This window comes from Bradyrhizobium sp. ERR14, assembly GCF_014198235.1.
In the GTDB taxonomy this organism is placed as follows: Bacteria; Pseudomonadota; Alphaproteobacteria; order Rhizobiales; family Xanthobacteraceae; genus Bradyrhizobium.
The window spans coordinates 92,912-115,090 of sequence record NZ_JACIHD010000010.1 but is presented as its reverse complement, the minus strand read 5'-3'; the positions used below and the strand labels follow the sequence as shown (position 1 = coordinate 115,090).

Sequence of the window (22,179 nt, the reverse complement as noted above, 5' to 3'; positions counted from 1 at the left end):
GATCTCACTGGTACGATGGGGCATGACGAGATGAGCGAACCCAAGAAGGATGCGCCGCGGCGTTACATCGTCGATGGCGCCGGACAACGCGTGCTTGTCGGGCTGACGATCTCGGAGACGGTCGAGTTCGAAGCGCTGGATAATCCGAGCTCCCGCCCCGGCGCCGATTTGCTTGTCGAGGCACGCCGCGTCCGACAGGACGGACATGGGGAGCGCTGGCTGGAGCTTTACGTCAAGCACGAGCGAGCCTGGAACGATTGGATGGCTGAAACACGCGCGCGGCTGGAAAAGCCCCGCTTGCTCAACTAGATCCGGTCGAGGTCGATGCCATGGTCCGATGGGCTAGCCGTCGCGAACCAAGGCTCCGCGTCATACCGCGAGCATGCGGCTGCCCTGGATGCTCATCAGGGTGAGGTTGCCGGTCGCATAGGCGCCGGTGTCGATGTTGACGCGGTTCGCCATGAATTCGGCGCTGCGGACCGGCGTATGGCCATGCACGATGTACTTGCCGAACTGCTCCTCGCTGCGCAGGAATTCTTCGCGAATCCAGAGTAGATCGCGCTCCGTCTGCTCGGCCAATGGAACGCCGGGGCGAACGCCGGCGTGAACGAAGAAGAAGTCTCCGCAACTGAAGCTCAGCCGCAGATTGTCCAGGAATTCCAGATGCTCGGTGGGCATCGCCCGAATCAGATCGCGCATGATCGATGCCGGCTCGTCGCGCTTCAGGTCCGGCGGCGCGAGCCCGTAGGACATCAGCGTCTGGGTCCCGCCGACGGCAATCCAATCCTCGAACAGTGAAGGGTCTTCGAACACCCTCACCAGAAATGCCTCGTGATTCCCTTTGAGGAAGACCGCGTTGCCCCGGCGGCTCCGTTCGACGAGGACGTCGAGGGTGGAGCGCGTATCCGGGCCGCGATCGATGTAATCGCCCATGAAGACCTCGATCGCGTAGCGCGGCCGGCTGCAGGCGATGTCGGCGTCGATCACCCGCAACATCGGCTGGAGCAGATGTGCGCATCCATGAATGTCCGAGATCGCATAGATGCGGACTCCCTCCGGCAATTGCGGTTTGGGCATAGGCGGGCGTGGTCGGGCGAGAGATATCATGGCGCTCAATCGATCGGGTGGTCGAAAAAATTTCCCCAAGTCGCCGGCACCGGAGAGCTTCCATCCAACACGAACGACGTGAAATTGGCGAGGGAGCGTCCTTGTTCTCCGGCTCGATCACGCCAAAAGAAGGGCGCGGCATTTTTTGCCCACCTGGGTATGCGACCGGCGGTGTGAATGGTCGGTCCGCAGGATTGCATCGCTCAAGGCGAGAGTGCAGCAAAGATGCATGCCTTGGCGCAATTTTGCATCGCACGCCCAGATAGAAAATCATCGAAATTCTCGCAAATGACTCATTGTGCTTCGCCGAGGGATTCTATCGCCTGAAAGATGAGCGAGGAGTCGCTCACACGACGGCAAAGCATCGCGGTGGACGTGGAACTTGATTCAAAATAGGGCAACGCGTTCGCTCATATGTCATCACTGTGACGACATTTTCAGCGCGTCGAATTTCGCTGCGCATTTCAACACGACGCACGATCCGTGCGCCGCAAAAGTTTTGCGTGCAGCGCCACAATGTCGCTGCGATCACTCAACACTTTCCGTGCGGGGAAGTGACGAGTCTTCAGCATCACGATGAGCGTCAGACACTCTCTCGATAGACAGAGGTACGAATGGCTGTTGCAACTTATGGTTCTGAAAACACTCACACGCTGTCGTCGATGCGCGGCAGCGCTCTTCAGAGGCCATTTCAGATCGTCGTCATGGCGGCTGACTTTTTGCTGATCTTGTTGAGCTATGCCGCCGGGGCTTCGCTGTACGGCGCGGCCGTCGCTTCACCCGCCGACGGAGCTTCGGTGGGAGCGGGGTTGTTTGTCGGCGTGGTGTTCGTCGCGGTCGCCTATTTCCGGGATGTCTACGCCACCCACCGCTTGCTCAACATCGTCTGGCAGCTTCGAAAGGCGGTGTTTATCTGGCTGACGTCGCTGACGATCCTTGCCGTTGCGGCCTTCCTGCTGAAATCAACCGACAACCTCTCCCGCGGCACCGTCATCGTATTTGCCGTGATCGGCGGACTTGGTTTGGTCAGCCTCCGCTTCGTCTGGCAGGCGGTGTTTGGCACGAGCTTTGCGCGAAGTCGATTGGTCGATCGCAAGGTGATCCTGCTCAGCCTCAAGCCGCTCGACTTCACCTCCAGCCGCTTCAAGGACCTGCGGAGAAATGGCTTCGACGTCATGCGCCATTTCGTGCTTGGCGACGACCGGGATGACGGCCATTGGGAGCGGCAGATTCGCGACGTGATCCGTCAGTCGCGCTCGGCCGACGTCGATGAATATCTGCTTGCGATCGACTGGAACGAATTGCCGATGCTGCGCAAGCTCGGGCCATATCTGCGCGCGGTCCCGCAGCCGATACGCCTGCTGCCGGACGATCCGGTCGCGGATCTGGTGGCTCGTCCTTTCCTGCCGGTCAGTGGAACCGTAGCGGTCGAAATCCAGCGGCCGCCTCTCACCATTCTCGAGCGGCTGCAAAAGCGCTGTCTCGACGTCGGCGTGGCCCTGTTCGCGCTCGTAGTCTTGACGCCGCTGCTGCTCACCGTTGCCGTGCTGATCAAGCTGGATTCCCCGGGAGCCGTCATATTCCGCCAGTCGCGCCGCGGCTTCAATGGCAGGCCGTTCGAGATCTGGAAGTTCCGGAGCATGACAGTCTGCGAGAACGGCGAAACGATTGCCCAGGCGACCAAGAGGGATGCTCGGGTCACCAAGATCGGGCGCTTCCTTCGTATGACGAGCATCGACGAACTGCCGCAGCTCTGGAACGTGCTGCGCGGGGATATGTCGCTGGTTGGGCCGCGCCCCCACGCGCTGGCCCATGACAATTACTATGACGAGATCATCAGCAAGTACGTCTACCGGCATCACATGAAGCCGGGCCTGACCGGCTGGGCCCAGGTGAACGGGTTCAGGGGGGAAACGCCGACGATCGATCTGATGGAGAAGCGGGTCGAATATGACGTCTGGTACGTCAGCAACTGGAGTATCTGGCTCGACCTGAAGATTATGGCCCGGACGGCGTCCGCAGTGATGTTCCAGGAAGCATATTAGTCGTTCAATTTCTTCACTGTCCGGAACCGGATCCTCGAGGGATCAGGTTCCGTCTCTCGACGACCTGCTGAAGAGCCGCATGATCGCGTCGCGCAAGGCAAGCAACGGCGGCACCAGCACGAAGAAAGCTCCCATCGCGACGGAAACGATGACATGGCGGATCGAGAAGGGTTCGTCCTGCTCGATTTCCCTTTGGCTAGGGTCGATGGGCGCGCGTGAGAGTGTCGTCGCCATCGGCTGGGGACGCGGTTTACGGGGGGGAACCACGATCAACACGAACAGGATGTTGAGCAGAACCCAAATAGTCAAAATCGTCAGGACGATCAGCATTCCGAGCCCGCCGGAAATGAACGACAAATATCAGCCGAGGTTAGCCTCAGGGAACCCAGAAAGAAAGATGCCCAAAGTTTCAGCAGTTTGAAGCATCGAGGACCGGATTGTCTCGTATTACCGATGAATGATTGCCAATTGGCGCACTGTCCTCGCCATCGTCGCCTTCGTCAATCCTTGCTTTTGGCTAGAGCAATAACTGCAAGTTGTGGATTCCGGACGAATACGGAGGCCTCGCCAGTCGGAGGTGGGCTCGGCGCAATCTTCCGTCTCGTGGTGCGAAGGCGCACTCGTTCCTCTTCAGGCGACAGTTGCGCAAGACGCGAAAAAAGGCCCGCTGCCAAATGGCAGCGGGCCCGACGTCTTTACAATTCGGCTGGGCGCGGCGCCGCGCCTCTGCCTTTTAGGCATGCTCGACGTAATAGCTGTTGTGGTGCTTGCCCTTGTACGCCTCGATGCGCTTGAGCATCTTCGGGTTGGCGCGGTTGAGCACGGCGCCGAGCAACTTCTTCTGCAGGACTTCCGACCCGGAGACCGACTCCTGAAGAGCGCTTCGCGTCGTCTGCCCCCACTCGATCACATAGACCATGGCATCGATCAGGAAGCTGACGGCCTTTGAATCCGCCACCGGCATCACCGGGGCAAGATCGATCACGATGTACTCATAGTGCTCCTTCAGCACCTTGAGCAGATCGGCCATCGCCTTCGATCCAATGACATCGGCCGAATTGACCATGCGGGAGGCCACGACGGACGGCAGGAAATCCAGGCCCGTCTCCTTGCTTCGCTGCACATGGTAGCCGAGGCTGGCCGGATCGCTGAGCGCCTCTACCAGTCCGCTCTTGGCGTTCGGCGCGAGCTCTCGCGTGAGCGAGCGCGTGTGCAGATCGCCGTCGATCAGCACCGTGCGATGTCCGGTGAGGGCGATCAACTGGGCGAAGTTGGCCGCCACCGTCGTCTTTCCTTCCTTGGGAAGGGACGACACGATGCCAATCACCTTGATCTCGCGGGTCAGGCGCGCAACGTCGATCGATACCTTGATGTTGCGCAACGTCTCGGCAAAGCGCGAGAATGGATGATCGACGACGTAGCGGGACAGATCGGGTGGACCTGTCTTCGCGGACGTCGAAAGCAACGCGCCGGTCTTCGTCGGCGGACGAATGTCCGGCAGGACCCCGAGGCACTTCACGCCGAGCTCGTCCTCGACCTCGCCGGGGGTCCGCAACACGTCGCTGAGCAGCTCGCGGGCGAAAGCGGCGCCGAAGCCGAGGCACAGGCCGCCCACCAGGCCTCCCACCAGCGCCAGGACCGTGCGCGGCGAGCTCTTGCGATCCGGCTTGGTGGCGGTGCTGATGAGGCGCGCCTCGCTGAGCGGAAAGCTCTGATTTTGCGTCGCGCTCTGCAGCTTCTCGAGGAAGTTGTTGTAGAGGTTGCGGTAGGTGTCGGCGGCGCTTTCGAGATCGCGCAGCTTGACCGCAGCCTGGCCGGTATCGCCGGCCTGGGCGACGAGTTCCTTTACGTTCTTCTCGAGCGAGGCTTCTCGGCTCTTTGCGATTTCATAGTCGCTGCGATAGGCGTCGCCGATCCGATGCAACTCATCGGCGATGTTCTTGCGCAGCTCCTCCATCTTGTTGGCCAGATTGACCGCAGCAAGATGTTGCTTGCCATAGCGCCTCGACCAGTCGGCATACTGGGCCTGGAGGTCCAGATATTGCGCGCGCAGGCGGGTGATGACCGAGTTGTTGAGAGCATCGGTCACCGTCGATTGTGCGACGTCCTGGTCCGAAATCGCGGTGATCCGGTCGAGCCGGGCCTTGGCTTCGGCCGTCGACGCCCGCGCTTGAACCAGCTGGGTGTTGAGGTCCGACAATTGCTGTTCGGACATCAGGCCGCGGCTGGTTCCGACGATGTTGTTTTCGGCCTTGAAGGTCTGCACGGCGCGGTCGCTGGCCGTTGCCTGCTCGCTCAGCTCGATGCTGCGCTGCTGAAGCCATTCGGTCGCCCGCTTGGTGGACTGATATTTGGCTTCCAGGGCGCCGACAAGGTAGGCGCTGGCGATGGCGTTGACGATCTTGGCGGCCTTGTCAGGGCTTCGCGAGCGATAGTTCAGCGACAAGACATAGGTCGTCAGGACGCGTTCCGTCCTCAGGTTCTTCTGAACCTGCTCGACCACGGCGTGCTCGAGTCGTTCCTGCGACGCCGGTTCTCCGGAGCTGAACAACGCCATGAACTTGCCGAGGACGATGGAGAGCAAACCCGGATTGGAGCCGTTGAACTCCGGATCGTCCGTCAGCTTCAGGCGGCGGACCACCGAGAGGATCAGGTCGTCCGAGTTGATGACCTCGACCTGGCTATCGACGTATCCGGTATCGATGAGGGCGCTGTTGGCGTTGCTGTCCTTGTCCAGCACCTGCGCCTGACGGGTATCCATCATGATGCGGGCATTCGCCGTGTACATGGGTTGCGCCATGATCAGATAGACGATCACCAGCGCCAGCGAAGCGCCGGTGCACACCGCGATGATCGGCCATTGCCGGCGCAGGACATCGGCCACGCGTTCGAAGCTCAGGACCGCTCCGCCGAATTCGATGCCGAATCTGTGGCCCGACGGGAAATGTTCTCTAGGCTGATACATCTGTTAATTCGCTGCCTTTTGACGATCGCTGATCAATTCGGAAGGGGGACGGGTTTGAACGGGTTGGCCAGCTTGGTCTTCCACTCGCCGTCGAGCAGCGCCCCGCCTCGGGGCGGTTGCGCACGGCCCTTGTCTTGCGATTGGGCCTGGGCGCCGGAGGCGTCCTCTCCGGCGGCGGAATAACCTGCTTGCACGTTGAGATCGCCGATCCGCTGCGTGAAATCCCTGATCTTGCGCGCAGCGTCTGGCTTCGTCGACGTGCACCGCCCTTCGGCGATCCTCAACGCGGCGCCAATGGCTGAACGGTCGGTTGAAGTCGACGCCGAGATGAGGGTCTGCACGGACGGCAACACCGACGGGTTCGTGGCGATAAATGTGGCGAGCCGATATCTCAGCTTCTCCTTGTCATTGCGCAGCTGCTCCAGAAGCGAGGAGGGCGATTTTACGAACGTGTCGAGTTGGAGCTGCGAGGCACGATCCGTAAATTCGACGCACTGGGCGCGGCAAGCATCGATGCTCGACACCATCAAGACAGAACCTGCCAAGATGATCGGTAGCCATCGCGATCTCGCAAGACGACGTGTTAGTCCGCAACCCATCCGTGTCCCTTGCTCCCTGTTGCAATAGGAGAACACGCGAAACCTGGCATGCAACTGTGTCAATTTTTGTGCGATGCAAAAGCTGCGAGTACTCGGCGAGACAACGCGTGCATTGTCTGTTTCCCGGTCGGTTGCAAAATGAAGATATGCAATGCCTGCGAGATCGGCACGCTGGCGCCTAGGAATGTTGCAAACTGAAAACATAAGAGGCGCTGAACGTCGAAGTGTCGCGAGCATGCGTCGCAAAACCGACACAAGTCGTCACGCGACTCATTGTTCCCCGCTTGCGAAAAATTATCAGTCCGATATGTGCGGCATCCTGCATGCGAAGAGATCGACGTCTTCGTGGTCGGCTTGATCGCAACAGCGCCGAATTTCGCGCACACTTTGCGCGCAAATACTCGCAATCATCACGGCCGAATTGATTTGCGCGCCGACGCATGTCGATCCCAGGCAAAAAGTGGCGTGATCTTGGCGCTCGCATGTCCGAATGATCTGCGAGCGTTGAAATTATCGTCGACCCTCATGCGTCGAATGCGAGTCCGCGATCGCAGAGATTGAACACGCGCAAGACCTGATACACACTGCTGCGGTGCAATAGCTACGGAATGTTGATGTGACGGAGATGGTTCATCGTGAGAAGGCGCATGTCCTGCCGCTCGATAGCATTCGGGGGATCGCCGCGACGTCGGTGGTGATTCACCATCTCCTGCTGATGCCGACCTTCCTCGCGGCGTTCCCGCACAATGCGTGGATCAATTGCTCGTTCTTCAGAAGCTCCTGGCTGCTGGTCGACTTGTTCTTCGTTCTCAGCGGGATCGTCATGTCGCTCAGCTACGTCGAGAGCGACTTCGGGCGCTTCTCGCTGCGCGAGTTCATGGTGCGGCGCCTGGCGCGGGTCTATCCGCTGCACATCGTCATGCTGATGGCAAATCTTCTGTTTCGCCTCCTGCGGATCGGTCTGGTCATGGCCGGTGTCGTGGTGGCCGCGCCGGCGGCGTTCGAAGTGAACAATGTCTATTCCTTCGGTCTCAACGTCCTGCTGCTGCATTCGATGGGATTCATCGACTATCTCAGCTGGAATGCGCCGAGCTGGAGCATCAGCGTCGAGTTCTACACATATCTGGTATTTGGCCTGATCGTGCTGCTGGCCCAGCGCATGCGTTCCCTGTTGTGGTTCTACGTTCTCTGCGGGCTGCTCGCGGTGGGAAGTCTGGTCGTCATCATTTTCGTGCTCGACAAGAGGAGCCTTGGGCTTCAGACCGACTTCGGCATCCTGCGCTGCTTCGTGAGCTTCTTTCTCGGCGTGCTGACGGTCAGGATCGTCGATCGCCTGCCGGCCAAGCCGGGCCCTGCCGCGCAGGGCCTACTGCAGTTCGCCGCCATGATCGCCAGCATCGTTCTGGTGTCCCTGGCGGAGACCAATCCCGCGGCAACCTTCCTCGCGCCGGTGACGTTCGCGATCTTCCTCGGCAGCTTGCTGGCCTTTCCAGATGCGCTGCTGGTTCCGCGGATGCTGGTGGCGGGGCCGCTGGTCTGGCTCGGGAAACGTTCCTACTCCATCTACATGGTGCACGCGCTCGTGGTGCTGCTCGCTGAATATTTCGTGCGGGCAGTGGGGGCGGGGCGGATCGCCGCCCTGGATTCGGTCTGGGCAGGCCTGCCGGCGACGCTGAATCTCGTCGTCTCGCTGGCCGCCGTGCTAGCGGTCTCGCACTTCACTTATCTCTACATCGAAATTCCCGGCGGCAAGCTCATGCGAAATGTGCTGGGAAGCCGTCGGGATTTCGCGCCATCCCCCGCGCCGTCGGCGCGGCTGACGAACTGAGTCGGGCATGAGCATCCTCGCAATGCAACGGCCGCGTCTGATCCTGATCAGCCTCAGCATCGAGGCGATCGCGCTCGGGGTCTATCTGGTCCGCGACGCCTTTGGCGGCGTGATCCGCTATTATACCAGCATCTATCACATGGATGCGCTCTGGTATCTGCCCGATGCGGTCGCGCTTGCGTGTCTGATCCAGTTCATCGTGCATTGCATCTTGCGCAATCGCAGCACCCTGGCCCTGTTGGTGTTGGTCCAGATCATGCTGTCGCTTGTGCTTGGCTATTTCATGATGGGAACGGCAAACGCAGCGATCTCGTCCTTCAAGATGATGCTGCCGGTGTTCGTCGGCTTCTGCTTCTGTGATTCGAGCCTCGGCTCGTACAAGAAGCTGCTGTCGGTCATCGCCGTGACCTTCTACCTCTCGGTCATCGGGGTGCTGCTGACCAAATTCTATCTCATGCCCTGGGTCGGGTATAAATACGAGTCCTTCGGCGCAGTTCGAGAGGCGGGCCGGCTGTGGTGGGCCTATGGCGGCGACGACCAGCGCCTCATGGGTTTTGCGGCCGACAACACCATGGCCGCCTTCTTCATTCTCGTGTCGTTCGCGATCACCTCGATTCGCAAGAGCACGACGTGGTGCCTTCTGTTCGGCTCGCTCGCGGTCTATGTCATCAAGCTGACCACGAGCAAGACGACGATGATCGTCCTCGTGCTCTATCTGCTCCTGCTCGTGTTCGTGCGCATGCTGCCGGAGAAGTCGCGCTTTCCCGCAATCAGGGGCATTGCGCAATGGTCCTTTGCCGCGATCTTCGTTCCGTTCTTCATGATCGTGATCGCTTCCGGCACCGCCGCCGTCCCGCACTCGACCCTGTTCAGCATCGTCGATCGCATCAACAACAGCTGGCAGTTGCCGTTCGTCTACATGAACCAGCTCATGCCGATCGGTCTGGTGACGGGCTGCGGCGCGGGCTGCTTCAACTATCCGCAGAAGCTGTTCTCGCCGCTCGCGCACTTCTGGGTGCCCGTCGACAATTTCTACATCGGGACCTACCTGATGTTCGGTCTGCCGTTCGTCGCGTTCATGGTGATGGTATTCAGGGCGACATTCGGCGCGACCGACGTGTACAAGCTGACGCTGATCTTCGTCGTCAACCTGTTCACGATCACGGTGTTGAATTACGGCCCGGCGTCCGGCCTCCTGATCATCGCATTGAGCTTCAGCGACGTGTTTTCGCGCCGCGCGGCCTCCGCACGGGCGGGCGACGCCGTGCCGATTGTCATGCGGCCGCCGATGCCGTCATTGGAAGGCTTCCGCCCGGACGTGCCGGCGGCGAGCGGAAGCAGGTGAGAACGAATAATGCATAAACGGCTCGCATTCATCGACACGCTACGCGGCATTGCCGTGTTGTCGGTTCTGGTCCAGCATGTGTTCGAGGTGATCGTCGAGAAGCACCCGACGGGCGCCTATTACTGGCCCATCCACGATTTGTTCGGCTACTACATGAACTTTGGCCGGTTCGGCGTGGTGCTGTTCTTCTTCGTCAGCGGCTTCGTCATTCCGTTCAGCTTCCCGGACAGCGCCACGCCCGTGCGGGATTTTTCGATCAGCCGCTTCTTCCGGCTCTACCCGGCCTACTGGACCTCGCTCGTGGTCGGGCTCGTGACGATGCAGCTGCTGGATTCGAAGATCTATCCGCTCGGACAGATCGCCGCGAACGTGACGATGTTGCAGACCTTCGTGAACGTCCCGAATCTCTGGGTGTTCTATTGGACGCTGGCGATCGAGCTGTTGTTCTATGTCGGATGCACCATTCTGTTTGCGATGGGGCTGCTGAACCGGCGCTTCACGGCGGTGACGATCGTCGTTGCGGCCGCGCTGGTCGGAACCACCGCCGCGCTCCTGGTGGAGAACAGGGCGGTTTCCTCGGTGATGGAGGTCGGGCTGAATCTGTCGGCGATGTTCCTGGGCAAGATCATCCGCGACACCGTCATCGGCGGAAAGCTGCGATGGTCCCACGTGGCGGTCTGCACGCTCCTGTATGCGATCTTCGCCATCACCCTGGCCGACCGGCGGTTCGGAGGCGTCTACCACGAGAATTTCTTCTACAGCTATTCGATCGCATCGGCCTATGTCTGCGCGGCGATCGTCTTCATTGGCTTTGCCGTGTTCGGTGAGAGAATGGCGTGGCGGCCGATGGCGTTCGTCGGCGTGATCAGCTATTCGGTCTACCTGATGTCGCCGTTCGTGCTCGTCTTCATCCATCGCCTCGTCTGGTTCGGCGACGGGCCGCTCGGATGGTCGATCTTCATGACCCTGATCCTGGCGTTGTCGATCCTTGTCAGCTGGATGACGTTTACATTCGTTGAGAAGCCCAGCATCGCCTTCGGACAAAGGTTCCGTTCGGCACGGAGAAAGAAGGTCGTTCTCGAGCCCGCCCTCAGTACTCAGGGTGCTGCAGAGTGAGTGGCGCACTGCACCAGCCGGGCGCCGCCTACGACGGATCGTTCGTTCCCTCGGTCCAGGGGCTTCGGGGAATTGCGGCGCTGAGCGTGCTGATGGATCATTTCTACGACATGCCGAAGGGAGGCATGTACGACATCCCGGATCCCGGCTTCCTGCCGCCGCTCTGGCTCTGGCTGCAATCGGTGATCAATGTCGGCGGGCATGGCGTCGAGCTGTTCTTCATGATCAGCGGCTTCCTGATTCCGGCGAGCCTGGTGCGGCACGGCTCGCTGCCGCGGTTCTTCTTCGATCGCGTCCTGCGCATCATGCCGGTGTTCGTCGTCCTGCATCTTGCGCTGTTCGCGATAGGTCCGATCGTCGGCTACAAGTTCTTCCGTGGGATCGATCTGACGAGCTATCTCGGGATTTTCGCGGCCAATCTGTTCTTCGTGCAGGACGCGCTTGGCTTGCCCATTGCCCAGCAGAATGCCTGGACACTGACCTATGAGTGGGCGTTCTACATCTGGTTTGCGCTGACATTCTCGATGTGGCGCGGCGGGGGCAAGCTGCTGGCGGCGCCCCTGATCCTGCTGGGTCTGGCCTGCCTGATGCACTGGCCGATCACGGCGTTCTTCTGCATCGGCATGCTGTTCAGCGCCACCGGGTTTCGCATCTCCATTCCCGGACGGGTCGGCCTGCTCGCGGGCCTCGCCTGCGGAGCCGCGCTGTATGCGAGCCTCGTGCTGTTTCACCCGTTCGTGGGGCTCCTTCCCGGATTCCTGCTGTTCGGCATGGTGCTTGCCCCGGAATTGGGCCTTGGCAGGGCTCTGAGTGCCCCGGCCCTGCAATATGTCGGCAAAATCAGCTACAGCCTCTATCTCGTGCATCCCTTTGTGCTCTTTCCGTTGCAGGTGATCGGCCTGAAGCTGGTCGCCGCCGGCGTCGACCGCTGGCTGCTGTGGGCCGCCTTCATCGTGCTCGGGCTGGTGATGTCATTGGTCGCAAGCGCGATCAGTTATGAGCTGATCGAGGTCAGGCTCAGGCGCCTGCTGGACGGCGCGATCCGCGGCACGTTCTTTCGACCGCTGAAGGTCGGGCAATCGGTTTGAGCGGCCGCGTGCCCGTCGCGGTCAGCTCACGGTACGGCCGGCGAGCTTGTGATAGGACCCCAGCAGCTGTTCGGCGATGTGGTCCCAGTTCAAAATGCCGGCCGCGGTCTGCCGTGCGCCATCGGTCAATGTCGCGGCGAGTGGCTTGGAGGTCAGCACGCGTTCGAGTGCATCGGCCAATGCAGTGGCATCCCCGGGAGGAACCAGCAGCCCGTTGACTCCGTCGGTGACGACATCGGGAATGCCGCCGGTGGCGCTGGCAACGACGGGACGAGCATTGCCGTAAGCAGAGGCAAGCACGCCGCTCTGTGTTGCATCCTTGTAGGGCAAGGCGACCACGGTGGCGGATTGAAACAGCTGTCCGGTGTCCGCAGGCGAAATGTAAGCGTTGATGGTCTTGACCGTCGGCATCGCTTCCATCCGCGCGCCGAGCCGTGTCATCTCGGGACCGCGCCCGGCGACGATCGCCTCATGCGCCACACCGCGCCGGGCCAACATGTCGATCGCGTCGATGAAGACATCGAGGCCCTTATAGGCCCACATTCGTCCAAAAAACAGGATGCGTGCGGCTTCGGGCGCGGTGACCGCATCTCGGGCCGGTGGAACCATGAGCACGCCGTGCATGCTGGAGACCGTTCCGCCCTTGAAGTCGGGCGAGGCGCGACGAAAATCGGCAATACAGCTCTCGCCATGCGTCGTGACGATCGACGCGGCGGCGCGCATGTGCCCGCGCCAACCGTCTTCACGTGGCGAGGTGCCGGAGCCGCCTTCCGAATGCGGGATAGCATCGTGAACGGTCAGCACCAGGGGAATGCCGAGCGGACGAAGGAACTGGATCAGCTTGGACGTATAGATCTCCGGAACTTCGTGACAATGAACGACGTCCGGACGAAACGAAATTATGTCGAGAAAAGAAGCCGGGATACCGATCACGCCGCCGCGGCGCAGGCTCAAATCGCGAATCCGGGTTTCGAAGGGAGCCGCCACGGCGATGTCGGCAAGTTCCCATTGCTGGTTGGCGTCCTTGCGGTTGAGCACGAGCCTGACGTCGCAATGGTGAGCCAATCCCGAAGCGAGCCGGTAGGAATATTCCGCAAAATGCGGGGCGTAGATCGCCACACGCAAGCGCCTGGAATTGGGAAAAGAACGCGGGGCCGGCGAATTCATCAAGGCATCCATTTTGCATCACATCGCAGAGAGCGATTGGAGTGTAGTCCACGATTTGAACTCACTTCCACTCTAAATCGGAATCGTGATGGCGCTCATCTGATTGCCATCACTCCGTCGTATTGTAGCGAGCAATCAGTCGCCGTTGAGAGCGGCGACAAGCGGTGGCGTGTCATCATCATTGCCGCGTCGTCTGGATCGGAATTGGGTCGAATTGTTGATGAACGTCACTCGAGGCAGGCAACATCAGGTCGTGGTGGCGCTGTTCTGGTCGCTCGCGCAGAATTGGGGCGGCCGCGCATTGTCGTTCGTGCTGTTCCTGGTGCTGGCACGGCTGCTCGATCCCGCCGATTTCGGTCTTGCGGCGCTGGTCGCCTTTATCCTGCTGCTTTTGAGCTCCATCGCGGAATTCGGCTTCGGTGATGCGTTGATCCAGCGGCGGACGCTCGAGCCTGCCGATGTGACGCTGCCGTTCTTCTGCTCGTTTGCAGCCTCAGCGCTCCTGGCCGTTCTGATCGCATTGCTCGCGACACATATCGAGCATTGGTTCGACGTGAAGGGGCTGGCGCCGCTGCTGACGGCCGCCAGTCTCTCGCTTCCGATCGGCACCGCGACGCTGTTCCAGGAGGCGCTCTACAAGCGCCAGATGGATTTTCGGGTGCTCGCGGTCAGGACCATGGTGGCGACAGCCATCTCCGGCGTCGTGGGGATCGCCTGTGCCTATGCAGGGTTCGGCGCCCTCAGCCTCGTGATCCAGGTGGTCGTTCAGAGTGCGATCAGCGGCTTGTGGCTCTGGAGCCAGCCGCGATGGTTGCCGATGCGCGGCTACGATCTGAAGAGCTTTCGCGAGCTCTCCGGCTACAGCATCCACGTCATGCTGAACAGGCTGCTGGACTTCGCCATCGTTCGGACGATCGACATGATCATCCTGTCGCTCTATGGCGTCGCCGCGCTTGGCATCTATACGGTCGGGGCGAGGGTCTACATCATCCTGATGCAGTTGCTCACGCAGGCGGTCATGGACGTGGCGCTGAGCGCCTTGTCCAAAATCGCGCACGAGCGGGACCGCATCGCAGGTGCATATCTGCGCAGCGTCAGTCTCGGCGCACTGATCGGATCTCCGGTCTTCGTGCTCCTCGCGGCGATCGCGCCGGAGTTCTCGCTGCTGCTGTTCGGTGCGAAGTGGGGTGGCAGCGAGGCGGTGATGCGGCCGCTGATGCTGATTGGCGCGGTCCAGACGGTGCAGTTCGTCAACAGCGCCTATTTTGGTGCTCTAGGCAAGCCGAACTACGTCTTTCTGCTCAACATCCTCAAATTCTGTACGGTCGTGCCGGCAATGTTCCTGCTTCCCTCGCGCGACATTGGTCAACTGGCCACGATCTTCGCGTTCTCGCAGCTCGTGGTGACCCCCGTCACGTTTGCACTGGCGCTCCGGCTGCTCGGCTTGAGCTGGAGCCAGTTTCTGCGCCCCATAGCGGGATGCCTTTGCGCCATCGCTCTGGCCTACGGCGCAGTCGTGCTGTGCCGGGAGGCGACGCCGGGCATGAATCCCTATTTGCGGATTGGACTGCTGTCGTCCTGTTTTGGCGCGACTTATCTGACGGGCATTCTGCTGTTCTGGCGGAAGCAGCTCCTTTCCCTGATTGATTTCGTCGTGAAGCGCGGTGCGACCGCTTGATGAAGACGAGGAGGATGTCGTGAAGCAACTGATCCCGGTGCCCGTACGCAGGCAACTCCGAGGCTGGCTCAACAGCGCGAAGAATACGCCGTTGGCGCTCGACCTGCTCGAGCTGCGCAGATGGCAGATCGCCCGGAGGGACGTCGGCGTCAACGCCGCGCCGCGCAACACTCCGCGCCGGCTCGTCGTGCTCCCCTCCGATCCCTGGAGCGTTCGTCAATCGCGCGGCGATGAGGCGATGATCGAAGCGGCCACCGGGGAGGTGAAGCGGACCTATCCGAACCTCGAGGTCTACATTGTCACCGCGACGCCAACGGCCAGCGCGGACGTGCGCGCGATGGGCTTCAAGCCGCTCGAACTCTGGAGACAGCCGTTCTCATACGAGACGGTCGCGCAGGAGCTGTCGCTCACCAGGCCGGATTTCGGGCTGGTTCTGGGCGCCGACGTGCTCGATGGCTACTATTCGCCGGTGGATGCCGCGCGCATGCTGCTCGTGGCCGATCTGATGGCTGCGTTCGGCGCCAAGGTCAGCGTGCTCGGCTTCAGTTTCAACTCCCGCCCGGCGAAGGCGTTACGCGAGGTGTTCCGGCTGCTGGACCCGGGCGTGGTGCTGAATCTGCGCGATACAATATCTCTTCAGCGTTTCGACGATTTCGCGCGGAAACGTGCCCATTTGGTCGCCGACGCGGCGTTCATGCTGACGCCGCGGGCGGATACGGCGGCGGTGAGGCAGATCGCGGCGACGATCGCGCGACAACGCGAGCAGGGTCGCAAGGTCTTTGTCTTCAACATTCATCCGATGTTGTTCAGGAAGCCGGAGCAGGCCAAGCTGCGGCAAATGATAGAGCTCGCGGCGGGCGCCATGGAGCGGCTGTCTCGCGAGCACAATGCGAGCTGGTTGTTGCTCGCTCATGACTACCGCCCCGAGATCGCCGACGACAATTGCCTTCGGCCGCTGGCTGACCGCCTGAAGCCCACGCTCGGCGATCACGTGCATCATGTCGATCAGGCGCTGTCGGCGGGCGAGATCAAGGCCGTTGTCGGTCTGGTCGACGGTGTGATTACCGGCCGCATGCATCTCGCGATCGCGGCGCTGGGGCAGGGAACGCCCGTCGCGGCGATTACCTATCAGGACAAGTTCCAGGGTCTGTTCGCGCACTTTGGCGTCAGCGAATCGTTGTTGCTGTCGCCGGCCCAGTTCCTGGTCGACGACAGCTTTGAGAAGTTTGTGCTGCAGTTCCTTGGCGCACACGAAGCCGTCGGTGAGAAGGTACGACAGATGCTGCCGGATGTCATGGAGCTATCCCGCGCCAACATCGCACCGTTGCTGGGCGACAGCGCGATGCGGACGGTGCAGCAGGCCGGCGGCAAGGTCGCCTGAACGCCCTCACGTCGCCGGCAGGCGTCAGTTGACCGCCCGCTCGGTCTTGTCAAAGCGCACGGAGGTGTCGGCTGCGGCCGGCTTGCGCGAGGACTTGGCACCAATGTCGGCCCAGCGGTTGATGAAGCGCCGCGCCGGATTTTCGAAGTAGGCGTAGGTGCGGTCCGCGGCGATGGTCAGGACCGCGCAGCACGCCAGAGCGAACAGGCCGAACTGATCAGGACGCAGTCCGAGCCAAATCCACAGCGGCTTGAACACGGCAATGAGAATGGCATCGTGCAGCATGTAGATCGCATATGAGGTGTTGCCGAGCCGTCCGAGCAGGCGGGCGCCCGGAAACTCCTTGAAGGCGCTCTCGCCGACCGCTGTGAGCAGGATGGCGCATGAGAACAGCAGGATGGCGAGGTCCGGCTTGGCGAAGACGTTGAGGACGAGCACGGAGAGGCCGAACATGCCGATGCCGGCGAAGATCATCCGCTTGTGCCGGTAGGGATGCGACATCCGGAATAGAATGGCGAGCAGGATACCGTTCAAAAAGCTCGGCAGCGCGCGGAGCATCCCGTAGTCGAAATTGGCGCCATACATCTGCGACCGTTCCTGCCAGATCGGTAAATGGCCGTGGGCAAGCACCAGATAGAGCGCGGCCACGATCGCGCCGAGCACGAACGGTTGCACCTTGCGTGCAAGCAGCATCAGCAGCGGAAAGATCAGATAGCAGAAGAACTCCGCGCTGATCGACCAGGACGGCGAGTTGAAGCTGAGATGGTCGGTGACGCCCCAGGCCTGGAGCAGCAGAAGATTGTACAGGAAGTCCAGCGAGGTCGAGCGGGCCGTGCGCTCCAGGCCGACGCCGATGAGCACCACGAAGATGAGCAAGCTCAGCAGATGTAGCGGATAGATCCGCGCGATGCGACGGATCATGAACCGGGAATAGGCCGCCACGCCACGGGCGTCGGACGGGTAGGAATAGGAGATCACGAAGCCGGACAGGATGAAGAACATGTCCACGAACAGGCCGTAGGACCCGTTCCAGGCCGGCGAAATGCCCGTGTCGATCAGCTTCAGGTGGAAGATGAAGACCCCGAGCGCAGCGACGAAGCGGTAGAAGTCGAGAACGACAAAACGTCTTGCTTCACTGGCTTCCATCGGGCCTCGGAGTCCTTGCGCGGTTCGTCTCGCTTCTAGAGACCAATTGTGACGCAAGTTCGCTGGATGGAGCGGGGAAGGTGGCGTGATCGCGGATCGGTCGGCCTCGAGTTCCTCGAAACATCTTGCCGGGGAAGTGAACGTCTTCATCGCCTCAACGCTGCCTCTTGATGAGGCAGACGCCTAACGAGCGGGCCGGGACCTTGGCTGGTCCCGGCCCGTGTCAACGTTGATGCGGACTTGTCGTCAGCTCGCCTTGCTCAGACGAACAAGAAATCGTGGCTCGTCAGGCTGCTGACATACACGTTCTTCAGCAGGATCGAATCATTGGCCGAGAACGTGATGAGCGCATTCGTCCCGGATTGCGTGATCTGCAGGTGACTGTAGTCAGCGGCCAGGAGCTTCGAGATCTGGACCACGTCGTGGGTTGTGCCGTCACCGGCCTGGAAGTTGAGGATCTGGTCCTGGCCATGATCGTAGGCAACCGTGGTCGAGTTTGGCGCGGCCGAGAACACGTCATTGCCGGCCCCGCCCTGGATCGTCACGCCGCCGGCGACGGCTGTGACATTGTGGGTGCCGTCGGCCTTGGTTTGATCGAAGAATTGCAGCGCGCTGGCGGAGTTGTAGTTCTCGTGCTGCGTCGTACCGGTCTGTCCGTTGAAGTTGAACAGGAAGACGTCCTTCGAGCCGTCCACGTTGTTGGCGATCTCCTGGGTCTTGGTCCCGGAGCTGTTGTAAATGTCGGTCAGCTTGCTGCCGTCGTCATGGATGACCTGGGTATAGTCCAGGGTGCCGTCGGCGTGGGTCCGGGTGAGCTCGACCAACTTGCCCGAGGCATCGAGGTGCTGATGCTGGGTCGTGTAGGACTGCCCGGTGATGTTGTAATTCCAGTTGTCGGATGTGCCGTCGGCATTCTTGATGTAGGCAGCGCTCTTCACGCCGCCGGTATAGACGGTCGTGGAGCTGTAACCATCGCTCTTGGTCGTCACTTCGCTGGTGATGACGCCGTTGGCATCGTACCAGTCGGAGGTCTTGGTGCCGTCGGCGCTCTGCACCAGCGTGAAGGCCAGGCTGTCGTCGGCATGGGTGCGCACGATGTTGGTGAGGAAGCCGGTCGAATCGTAGCTGTCGTGCTCGTTCGTGTAGTTCTGGCCGACGACGTTGAACTGGAAGACGTCCTTCGACCCGTCGGCGTGGTAGTCGGTTTCCGTCTTCTTGACACCTGATGCATCGTAGTTGGTCACCACGCTGCTGCCGTCGCTGTTGACGATCTGGGTGTAGTCGAGCGAGTTGTCGGCATGCCAGCGGGTCACCTCGGTGGTCTGACCGGATGGATCGAGGTGCTGGTACTGCGTGGTATAGCTCTGCCCGGTGATGTTGTAGCTGTAGTTGTCGTGACTCATGTCCGCGTTGGTGATGTAAGCCGCGGTCTTCACGCCATTGGTGTACACCGTGGTCGAGCTGTAACCGCTCGGCTTCTGGACGACTTCGCTGGTCAGCACGCCGCTGGCGTCGTACCAGTCCGTGGTCTTGGCCCCATCGGCGCTCTGCACCAGCTTGAACGCCATGCTGCCGTCGGCATGCTTGCGAATCAGCGTGGTGAGGAAGCCGGTCGCGTCGTAGATGTCGTGTTCGGTCGTGTAGGTCTGGCCGGTGATGTTGAAGAGGAAAACGTCCTTGCTGCCGTCGGCGTGATAGTCGGTTTCCTTGGTTCGTGTTCCCGCGGCATCATAATTGGTGACGACGCTGCTGCCGTCGCTGTTGATCACCTGGGTATAGTCGAGCGTGCCGTCGGCATGCTTGCGGGTCACGGCGGTGACCTTGCCCGTGGGATCAACGTGCTGGATCAGCGTGGTGTAGCTCTGGCCGGTGATGCCGTAGGCATAATTGTCCTGGCTGCCGTCGGCATTCTTCACATAGGCGTTGGTCTTGACCCCGTTGCTGTAGAGCGTGGTCGAGGAGAAGCCGTCGGCCTTCTGGACCACCTCGCTGGTGAGGCTGCCGGCGGCATTGTACCAATCGGTCGTCTTGGTGCCGTCGGTCGTCTGAGTAAGCTTGAAGGCGAGGCTGCCGTCGCTGTGCAGCCGCGTCAGGCTGGTGAGGAAGCCGGTCGAATTGTAGACGTCGTGCTCGGTCGTGTAGTTCTGGCCTGTGATGTTGTAGGTCCAGACATCCTTGCTGTGATCGGCATGATAGGCGGTCTCGACCAGCTTGACGCCGGTGGCGCTGTAAGTGGTGATCACGCTGCTGCCGTCGGCGTTGTAGACCTGCGTCGAGTCCAGCGAGCCGTCGGCATGGCTGCGGGTCACCGAGGTGACCTTTCCGGAGGCATCGAGATGCTGAACCTGGGTCGTGAAGCTCTTGCCCGTGATGCCGTAGGTGTAATTGTCCTGCGAGCCGTCGGCATTCTTGACGTAGGCGGCCGTCTTCACGCCGCTCGTGTAGAGCGTGGTGGAGTAATAGCCGTCCGACTTCTGGACGACTTCGCTCAGAAGGGTTCCGGCCGTGTTGTAGGTGTCGGTGGTCCTGGTTGCGTCGGTGCCGACATGGACGAATTTCGTCTTCACGCCGCCGGTGTAGCTGATCAGGTCCTTGGAACCGTCGGTGTAGGCGACGGTGGTCGAGGTCGGCTGTCCGCTTGCGTTCAGGCCGGTGTCCGACTTCGACACAAGCGTTCCGCTGGAAGTATAGGTCTTCGTGCTGCTCCAGGTCGCAGCCGAGTTCGTCACCGAGAACTTGTAACCGCCCTGGATCTTGGAGAGGGCGCTGCCGTAGTGGGCGATCATGTAGTCCATGGTCGCCTTCGAGGCGACCGGCAGGACGTGCGAATCGGTCAGCGTGATGGTCTGCAGGGCCGTGGAGTCGCTGAGGTCGGACAGTTGCGGCACGATCTCGGCGGCGGTGCCGCTGACAGTGGTTCTTGTGTCCGGCGGAGTCGTGGTGGTCGGAGGCGCGTCGATCTCGATGATCAGCGGGTGATCGCTGACCGGGATCGTGATCGTGCTGACGTCGGTGTAGCTGGCGATCGCCGTGGTTCCCGTCAGTGTGTCGTACACCTTGACTGAATGATGCACGCCGCCGAGGTTCACGGTGACGGTCTCGGTCGGATTGGAAATCTCGGTGTCGTTCGAGTCCTTCCAGAGCTTCGGCTCCGCCCAAACGACGAGCTCGTAAGCGCCGTTGCTCTTGCCGAGCACCATGCTGTTGCCTGTGGCTGGCATGTTGCTCAACGTATAGTTCAACGGATCAGTCGGCTGCAGGCCGCCCTTGCCGTCGTCGGCCAGAATGGTCGTCAAATTGTGAATGGCGGTGGCGGCGAGCTTCGGCGTCCCGTCGGAATTGAACAGTCCGAAATTGGCCTCGGGATTGGTATTGCCGGCGGAAGAGTCGCGGTCGAACAGCTCGTAGAGATAAGTCGCGCTCACGCCGGCCTTGTAGGCATCGACCAGGGTGTTCAGGATCGATTTGGCCTGCACCGTCTCGTTGACGCCGAGATATTGGGTGTTGGCTTGCGTGGTGTACCCGGTCTCGGTGATGACGACAGGCTTGCCCGGTGCCGCGGCCATGACGGCGCTCAGCGTTGCCGAAATCGAGCTGCCGGTCGTCAGGCTGGTGCTGACATAGGCGTGGGCGTTGGCGTAGTCGACCGAGCCCGACATGTCGCCGAGCTGGCTGTAGCCTTGCGGATCGTTGTAGGCCAGTGACAGATTGTAGACGGGGATGCTGCCGAGCGCGGCGTTGGCGTTCACGGCCTGATAGAGCGCGCTCTGGAACTGAGCTGCGGCGGTAAGGCTCGAGCTGCCGTTGTAGCTGAAGGGCTGGTGATTGGCCTCGTTGAGCCCTTCGATGGCGCTAATGCTGCCCGGGTGGCTCGTCACGAACTTCTGGAGCGAGGCGATGTAGTTCTGCAGCCCGGTTGTGCCGGTCTGGGGCAGCGCGGATGACACCAGGAAGTCGAACTTGTAGCCGGCAGCGGCCAGACCGTCGACGACGGGTTGCGCGGCCGGGCTGGTCCCCATGGCGTCGCGGAGATGGGTGACGCCGAGATACTCGAGGTCATCGACCATCAGCGCGAGATTGTTGTAGCCGGTCCAGCCGAAGCCGGCGTGCGTGTTGACGCCGATAGAGTCGATGAAGCCGCTGGCGGATAGGATGGTTTGATCGGACATTTCACACTCGAGTTTCAGCGCGAACGAAATTGCTCGCAGGGATTGCGTTCAAGCTTCTCTGTCGAGTGTGAATTTCAGATAAAAATGGAAGCTACAAATCGCGAGCGAAACGAGGTTCCTTGTGCAGGAACAGACTTGCTCTGTGTTGCAGCAGAATATTCATGCGATGCCCGGGCAGCATGGCGTGAGGAAGGCGCTTTCAAGATTTTCGTGATTTGCACTGCTGAATGTATGCGCAGACCGCGCGAATTGGATTTTATATGACAGATTTTGAAAGAGCGGTTGGCGCGCGCGCGGCGCGCGAGGTCGGCAAGGAGCAGCAAGACATTTTCTCGCTGGCCGTGGATCAAAGCATCTTCGTCTCATTCCTTCGCGCTACTCGCGCCTTCCTGCACGGGAAGTTCGCAGATGCCGCTTCCATGGGCGGTTAAACCAATCGATTTGCTCGTAATGGTTGTGGTTGCTCAGGGATGGTGCAGCGTTCGCCGCGAAACCGCTGATGAAGACCCGGTTCCGTATCGGAACCAGATCCGCTTCGCCCACCG

The 22,179-nt window shown here is 60.9% G+C and carries 16 protein-coding genes; 9 read left to right on the top strand and 7 right to left on the bottom strand.

Going from position 1 to position 22,179, the window contains the following annotated elements:
- The first annotated feature begins 15 nt into the window (after positions 1-15).
- Positions 16-309 (top strand): hypothetical protein, encoded by a 294-nt coding sequence (locus GGD62_RS25835; RefSeq protein ID WP_018323190.1) that lies wholly within the window; start codon positions 16-18, stop codon positions 307-309.
- A gap of 60 nt (positions 310-369) precedes the next feature.
- On the opposite strand, the gene GGD62_RS25830 is transcribed toward GGD62_RS25835, so the two are convergent.
- Positions 370-1,107, bottom strand: a complete 738-nt coding sequence (locus GGD62_RS25830; RefSeq protein ID WP_092261618.1) for a metallophosphoesterase family protein — start codon at positions 1,105-1,107, stop codon at positions 370-372.
- A gap of 614 nt (positions 1,108-1,721) precedes the next feature.
- Between GGD62_RS25830 and GGD62_RS25825 the strand changes: the two genes are divergently transcribed.
- Complete coding sequence (locus GGD62_RS25825) at positions 1,722-3,152, top strand: undecaprenyl-phosphate glucose phosphotransferase (RefSeq protein ID WP_018323192.1); 1,431 nt, start codon at positions 1,722-1,724, stop codon at positions 3,150-3,152.
- 42 nt (positions 3,153-3,194) lie between these two features.
- Here the strand turns inward: GGD62_RS25825 and GGD62_RS25820 are convergent, their stop codons facing one another.
- The 3 genes from GGD62_RS25820 to GGD62_RS25810 form a co-directional block, all read right to left on the bottom strand.
- Entirely contained in the window at positions 3,195-3,482 is a 288-nt protein-coding gene (locus tag GGD62_RS25820; protein WP_183710887.1) for a hypothetical protein, read from the bottom strand.
- Positions 3,483-3,885: 403 nt separating this feature from the next.
- On the bottom strand, positions 3,886-6,117 hold the full coding sequence (locus tag GGD62_RS25815; RefSeq protein WP_092261617.1) for a Wzz/FepE/Etk N-terminal domain-containing protein: 2,232 nt from the start codon (positions 6,115-6,117) through the stop codon (positions 3,886-3,888).
- Positions 6,118-6,149: 32 nt separating this feature from the next.
- Positions 6,150-6,644: a hypothetical protein gene (locus tag GGD62_RS25810; protein ID WP_018323195.1), complete on the bottom strand. Its 495-nt coding sequence runs from the start codon at positions 6,642-6,644 to the stop codon at positions 6,150-6,152.
- A gap of 697 nt (positions 6,645-7,341) precedes the next feature.
- Here GGD62_RS25810 and GGD62_RS25805 point away from each other — a divergent pair.
- From GGD62_RS25805 to GGD62_RS25790, 4 genes are read left to right on the top strand one after another with little or no spacing between them, the layout of a single operon-like run.
- Positions 7,342-8,544 carry an acyltransferase gene (locus GGD62_RS25805; RefSeq protein WP_183710886.1) on the top strand — a complete coding sequence of 401 codons (1,203 nt, stop codon included), beginning with the start codon at positions 7,342-7,344 and terminating at the stop codon, positions 8,542-8,544.
- Between the two features lie 7 nt (positions 8,545-8,551).
- Positions 8,552-9,889 carry a hypothetical protein gene (locus GGD62_RS25800; protein WP_092261614.1) on the top strand — a complete coding sequence of 446 codons (1,338 nt, stop codon included), beginning with the start codon at positions 8,552-8,554 and terminating at the stop codon, positions 9,887-9,889.
- 9 nt (positions 9,890-9,898) lie between these two features.
- A complete protein-coding gene (locus tag GGD62_RS25795; RefSeq protein ID WP_018323198.1) occupies positions 9,899-11,005 on the top strand; it encodes an acyltransferase in 1,107 nt (368 codons plus the stop codon).
- Complete coding sequence (locus tag GGD62_RS25790) at positions 11,002-12,093, top strand: acyltransferase (RefSeq protein WP_183710884.1); 1,092 nt, start codon at positions 11,002-11,004, stop codon at positions 12,091-12,093. The genes GGD62_RS25795 and GGD62_RS25790 overlap by 4 nt, the downstream gene beginning before the upstream one ends.
- 21 nt (positions 12,094-12,114) lie before the next feature.
- On the opposite strand, the gene GGD62_RS25785 is transcribed toward GGD62_RS25790, so the two are convergent.
- Positions 12,115-13,212: a glycosyltransferase family 4 protein gene (locus GGD62_RS25785; RefSeq protein ID WP_245283409.1), complete on the bottom strand. Its 1,098-nt coding sequence runs from the start codon at positions 13,210-13,212 to the stop codon at positions 12,115-12,117.
- Positions 13,213-13,480: 268 nt separating this feature from the next.
- On the opposite strand from GGD62_RS25785, the gene GGD62_RS25780 reads away from it, so the two are divergent.
- Together GGD62_RS25780 and GGD62_RS25775 are read left to right on the top strand one after the other, a co-directional pair.
- A complete protein-coding gene (locus GGD62_RS25780; protein WP_179737043.1) occupies positions 13,481-14,938 on the top strand; it encodes a lipopolysaccharide biosynthesis protein in 1,458 nt (485 codons plus the stop codon).
- 91 nt (positions 14,939-15,029) lie between these two features.
- Positions 15,030-16,319 carry a polysaccharide pyruvyl transferase family protein gene (locus GGD62_RS25775; RefSeq protein ID WP_246800288.1) on the top strand — a complete coding sequence of 430 codons (1,290 nt, stop codon included), beginning with the start codon at positions 15,030-15,032 and terminating at the stop codon, positions 16,317-16,319.
- 24 nt (positions 16,320-16,343) lie between these two features.
- Here GGD62_RS25775 and GGD62_RS25770 read toward each other — a convergent pair whose 3' ends face one another.
- Both GGD62_RS25770 and GGD62_RS25765 read right to left on the bottom strand, forming a co-directional pair.
- Positions 16,344-17,465, bottom strand: coding sequence for an acyltransferase (locus tag GGD62_RS25770; protein ID WP_183710879.1), 1,122 nt, complete (start codon positions 17,463-17,465; stop codon positions 16,344-16,346).
- A gap of 260 nt (positions 17,466-17,725) precedes the next feature.
- Positions 17,726-21,634 carry an RHS repeat protein gene (locus GGD62_RS25765; protein WP_183710878.1) on the bottom strand — a complete coding sequence of 1,303 codons (3,909 nt, stop codon included), beginning with the start codon at positions 21,632-21,634 and terminating at the stop codon, positions 17,726-17,728.
- Positions 21,635-21,894: 260 nt separating this feature from the next.
- Here GGD62_RS25765 and GGD62_RS25760 point away from each other — a divergent pair, with 260 nt between their 5' ends.
- The gene (locus tag GGD62_RS25760) at positions 21,895-22,065 is read left to right on the top strand and encodes a hypothetical protein (RefSeq protein ID WP_183710877.1); all 171 of its coding nucleotides are present in this window, start codon (positions 21,895-21,897) and stop codon (positions 22,063-22,065) included.
- Positions 22,066-22,179 lie beyond the last annotated feature (114 nt).

Coding starts and splice junctions, on each gene's coding strand:
- GGD62_RS25835 (WP_018323190.1), top strand. CDS start 16: ATGGGGCATGACGAGATGAGCGAACCCAAGAAGGATGCGCCGCGGCGT.
- GGD62_RS25830 (WP_092261618.1), bottom strand. CDS start 1,107: ATGATATCTCTCGCCCGACCACGCCCGCCTATGCCCAAACCGCAATTG.
- GGD62_RS25825 (WP_018323192.1), top strand. CDS start 1,722: ATGGCTGTTGCAACTTATGGTTCTGAAAACACTCACACGCTGTCGTCG.
- GGD62_RS25820 (WP_183710887.1), bottom strand. CDS start 3,482: ATGCTGATCGTCCTGACGATTTTGACTATTTGGGTTCTGCTCAACATC.
- GGD62_RS25815 (WP_092261617.1), bottom strand. CDS start 6,117: ATGTATCAGCCTAGAGAACATTTCCCGTCGGGCCACAGATTCGGCATC.
- GGD62_RS25810 (WP_018323195.1), bottom strand. CDS start 6,644: ATGGTGTCGAGCATCGATGCTTGCCGCGCCCAGTGCGTCGAATTTACG.
- GGD62_RS25805 (WP_183710886.1), top strand. CDS start 7,342: ATGGTTCATCGTGAGAAGGCGCATGTCCTGCCGCTCGATAGCATTCGG.
- GGD62_RS25800 (WP_092261614.1), top strand. CDS start 8,552: ATGAGCATCCTCGCAATGCAACGGCCGCGTCTGATCCTGATCAGCCTC.
- GGD62_RS25795 (WP_018323198.1), top strand. CDS start 9,899: ATGCATAAACGGCTCGCATTCATCGACACGCTACGCGGCATTGCCGTG.
- GGD62_RS25780 (WP_179737043.1), top strand. CDS start 13,481: ATGAACGTCACTCGAGGCAGGCAACATCAGGTCGTGGTGGCGCTGTTC.
- GGD62_RS25770 (WP_183710879.1), bottom strand. CDS start 17,465: ATGGAAGCCAGTGAAGCAAGACGTTTTGTCGTTCTCGACTTCTACCGC.
- GGD62_RS25765 (WP_183710878.1), bottom strand. CDS start 21,634: ATGTCCGATCAAACCATCCTATCCGCCAGCGGCTTCATCGACTCTATC.
- GGD62_RS25760 (WP_183710877.1), top strand. CDS start 21,895: ATGACAGATTTTGAAAGAGCGGTTGGCGCGCGCGCGGCGCGCGAGGTC.